The organism is Streptomyces sp. 3MP-14, from assembly GCF_006334905.2.
In the GTDB taxonomy this organism is placed as follows: domain Bacteria; phylum Actinomycetota; class Actinomycetes; order Streptomycetales; family Streptomycetaceae; genus Streptomyces; species Streptomyces triticirhizae.
Genome location: NZ_VDLZ02000033.1, coordinates 1 through 4498, shown reverse-complemented (window position 1 = coordinate 4498; position 4498 = coordinate 1). Strand labels below are relative to the sequence as shown.

Annotated in this window: 1 protein-coding gene; it reads left to right on the top strand. The window is 74.2% G+C overall.

What is annotated here, in order from left to right; genetic code table 11:
- A partial coding sequence (locus FH609_RS30695; protein ID WP_139707922.1) for an SDR family NAD(P)-dependent oxidoreductase occupies window positions 1–4498 on the top strand: 4498 nt, incomplete at both ends.

The window sequence follows — 4498 nt, the reverse complement described above, 5'->3', positions numbered from 1 at the left end:
CACCAACACCACCACCACACTCCACCTCACCGACCCCACCGGCACCCCCATCGCCACCATCGAAAACCTCACCCTCCGCACCCTCACCACCCCCCAACCCACCACCCCCCACCACAACACCCTGCTGACGGTGGACTGGGACGCGCTGCCCTCCGTTCCGGAGCCGCCGCGTGCCTCCTGGGCCGTGCTCGACGGTCGGCGGTCGGGGCTGGGCGGGCGGCTGGCCGGCGTCGAAGAGGTCACTGACGTCGCGGAGTTCGCCGAGCTGACCGGCGCCGCGCCGGACGTGCTGCTCCTCGCGGCGCACGGGAACGACGACCCGGCCGACGAGCACGGCGCCGAGGCCCGCCACGCCGGCGTGGCCGCCGTGTTGGAGGTCGTGCGCACGTGGCTGGCCGACGAACGGTTCGCCACGACGCGGCTGGTCGTGGCGACCCGGCACGCCGTGCGGGTCGGCCCGCAGGACGAGGTGGTACCGGCCCGCGCCGCGGTGTGGGGCCTGGTCCGCTCGGCCCAGGCCGAACACCCTGGCCGTCTCGTCCTGGTGGACCTCGACGACCAGGACGCGTCGTGGGCCGCGCTGCCCGGGCTGCTGGCCGGGGACGGGGAGCAGTTCGCGCTCCGCGCCGGCACCGCGCACGTTCCCCGGCTGGGCCGGGTCGCGGGGCGGGGCGAACTGGCCGTGCCGGAAGGCGTGGACTGGCGGCTCGACGTGACCGAGCCGGGCACCCTGGACAGCGTGGCGCTGCTGCCACGGCCGGAGGGCGACCGGGAGTTGCTGCCGCACGAGGTGCGGATCGAGGTCCGCGCGGCGGGCGTCAACTTCCGCGATGTGCTGATCTCGCTGGGCATGTACCCGGGCGAGGCGCTGCTCGGCAGCGAGGGCGCGGGCATCGTGGTGGAGACGGGCTCCGGGGTCGCGGGGCTGCGACCCGGTGACCGGGTCATGGGGCTGTTCTCGGACGGCGCCGGCCGGGAGTCGGTGACGGACCACCGGCTGGTGACGCCGATCCCGGCGGGCTGGAGCTTCGCGCAGGCGGCGGCGACGCCGATCGTCTTCCTCACCGCCTACTACGGGCTGGTGGACCTGGCGAAGCTGCGCGCGGGCGAGTCGCTGCTGGTGCACGCGGCGGCCGGCGGCGTCGGCATGGCGGCGGTGCAGCTGGCTCGTCATCTGGGGGCCGAGGTGTTCGGCACCGCGAGCACGGGCAAGTGGGGCACGCTGCGGGAGCTGGGGCTGCCGCAGGAGCGGATCGCCAACTCGCGGACGCTGGACTTCGCCGACGAGTTCCTGGCCGCGACCGAGGGGCGCGGCGTCGATGTGGTGCTGGACTCGCTGGCGCGGGAGTTCGTGGACGCGTCGTTCCGGCTGCTGCCGCGCGGCGGGCGGTTCCTGGAGATGGGCAAGACCGACATCCGGGACCCGGAGCGGGTCGCCGCCGACTTCCCCGGCGTCGCGTACCAGGCGTTCGACCTGATGGAGGCGGGCGCCGAGCGCATCCAGGAGATGCTGGTCGCGCTGGTGGAGCTGTTCGAGCGGGGCGTGCTCCGGCCGCTGCCCGTCACGGCGTGGGATGTGCGGCAGGCGGCCGACGCGTTCCGGTATCTGAGCCAGGCCCGGCATGTGGGGAAGGTCGTGCTGACGGTGCCCCGGCCGCTGGACCGGGCGGGCACGGTGCTGGTGACGGGCGGCACGGGCTCGTTGGGCTCGCTGGTGGCCCGGCACCTGGTGGCCGAACACGGCGTGCGGCACCTGCTGTTGACCAGCCGGCGTGGCTCCGAGGCGCCGGGCGCGGGTGAACTGGTCGCCGAACTGACCGAGTTGGGCGCCGAGGTGACGGTGGCCGCCTGCGACGCGGCCGACCGCGACGCGTTGGCGGCGCTGCTGGCGGGCGTTCCCGACGCGCACCCGCTGACGGCAGTCGTGCACACCGCCGGCGTGCTCGACGACGGGACGGTGGCGGCGATGACGCCGGCGCAGCTCAACGGGGTGTTGCGGGCGAAGGCCGACGCGGCGTGGCATCTCCACGAGCTGACGCGGGACGCCGACCTGGCGGAGTTTGTGCTGTTCTCCTCGCTGGCGGGCACGCTGGGCGGCCCGGGCCAGGCCAACTACGCGGCCGCCAACGCCTATCTGGACGCGCTGGCGCAGCTGCGGCGCCGTGCCGGGCTGCCGGCGGCCTCGCTGGTGTGGGGGCTGTGGGACAACCCCGACGGCATGACGGGCGGCCTCGGCGAGGTGGACCTGGCCCGGATGCGGCGCGGCGGGCTGCTGCCGCTGGACTCCGCGTTGGGGCTTGCGCTGTTCGACGCGGCGCGGGCCCAGGCCCGGGCGGTGCCGGTGCTGGTGCGACTGGACCGGGCGGCGCTGCGCGCCGGCGCCGAGGCCGGGACGGTGGCGCCGATGCTGCGGGCACTGGCCGGCACGCCGCCGCGCCGGGCCGCCACCTCGGCCGGCGGGGCCGGCGCGGCGGGCGGGGCGGGCGGGGCGAAGGGCGGCGAGGCCGCCCTGGTCGCCCGGCTCGGCGCGCTCGCGCCGGCCGAACAGCGGGAGCAGGTGCGGGATCTGGTGCGGGAGCAGGCGGCCGCCGTGTTGGGGCACACGTCCCTGGAGGCGATCGACCCGGCCAAGTCGTTCGGCGACCTGGGCTTCGACTCGCTGGCCTCGGTCGAGCTGCGCAACCGGATGACGGCCGCGACCGGGCTCCAGCTGCCGGTCACCGTGGTCTTCGACTATCCGACGGCCGACGCGATGGGCGCGTTTGTGCTCGGGGAGCTGATCGAGAGCGCCACCGTTACGGCAGCGCCGGCGGCCCGGGCGGAGACGGCGGCGAGCGACGAGCCGATCGCGATCGTCTCGATGGCCTGCCGCTTCCCCGGCGACGCGAGCACGCCCGAGGAGTTGTGGCGGGTCGTGCTCGACGGCGTGGACACCATCGCCGACTTCCCCACCGACCGTGGCTGGGACCTGGAGAACCTCTACGACCCGGACCCGGACCACCCGGGCACCTCGTACACGCGGCACGGCGGATTCCTGTACGACGCGGGCGAGTTCGACGCGGAGTTCTTCGGGATCAGCCCGCGTGAGGCCATCGCGATGGACCCGCAGCAGCGGCTGCTGTTGGAGACCTCCTGGGAGGCCGTCGAGCGCGCCGGGATCGACCCGACGTCGTTGCGGGGCAGCCGCACCGGGGTCTTCGCCGGCGTGATCGCGGGCGACTACGCCTCGCAGCTCGGCCACATACCGGACGACCTGGCGGGCTATCTCTCGACGGGAACGACGGGCAGCGTGGCGACCGGCCGTATCTCCTACACGTTCGGCCTTGAGGGGCCGGCGATCACGGTGGACACGGCGTGCTCGTCGTCGCTGGTGGCGCTGCACCTGGCGGCGCAGGCGCTGCGCTCGGGCGAGTGCTCGCTGGCGCTGGCGGGTGGCGTGACGGTGATGGCGACGCCCAACAGCTTCATCGAGTTCAGCCGCCAGCGGGGCCTGGCGCCCGACGGGCGCTGCAAGGCGTTCGCGTCGGGCGCGGACGGCACGGGCTGGGGCGAGGGCGTCGGGATGGTGCTGTTGGAGAAGCTGTCCGACGCGGAAGCCAACGGGCACCGGGTGCTCGCCGTGATCCGGGGCAGTGCGGTCAACCAGGACGGCGCCAGCAGCCAGCTGTCGGCGCCGAACGGTCCTTCCCAACAGCGGGTGATCCGGCAGGCGTTGGCCAACGCGCGGCTTGAGCCGGCGGATGTGGACGCGGTGGAGGCACATGGCACGGGAACGACGCTGGGTGACCCGATCGAGGCGCAGGCGCTGCTGGCCACCTACGGCCAGGGCCGCGACGCCGAACGGCCGCTGTGGCTGGGCTCGTTGAAGTCGAACATCGGTCACACGCTGGCGGCGGCGGGCGTCGCGGGCGTCATCAAGATGGTGCAGGCGATGCGGCACGGCGTGCTGCCCAAGACGCTGCATGTGGACCGGCCTTCGGAGCATGTGGACTGGTCCTCGGGCACGGTCGCGCTGTTGACCGAGGCCCGGCCGTGGCCGGAGGCCGGGCGGCCCCGGCGTGCGGCGGTGTCGTCGTTCGGGATCAGCGGCACCAACGCGCATCTGATCCTGGAGCAGGCGCCGGAGCCGGAGCCCGTTGCCGAGTCGGCTGTCGCGCCTGAGCCGGGGCTGCCGGTGTTGTTGTCGGCCAAGTCGCGGGAGGCGTTGGCCGATCAGGCCACGCGACTGCTGACCCACCTGGAACGTGAACCCGAGCTGACCCCGGCCACCCTCGCACCCGCCCTCATCCACCGCACCCACTTCGACCACCGCGCCGGCATCATCGCCCACACCCGCGACGAACTCCTCACCGGCCTCACCGCACTAGCCAACGGACAAGAACACACCACCCTCATCACCGGCACCCCCACCCCCGGCAAAACCGTCTTCATCTACCCCGGCCAAGGCTCCCAATGGCCCGGCATGGGCGCCCAACTCGCCCAAACACACCCCACCTTC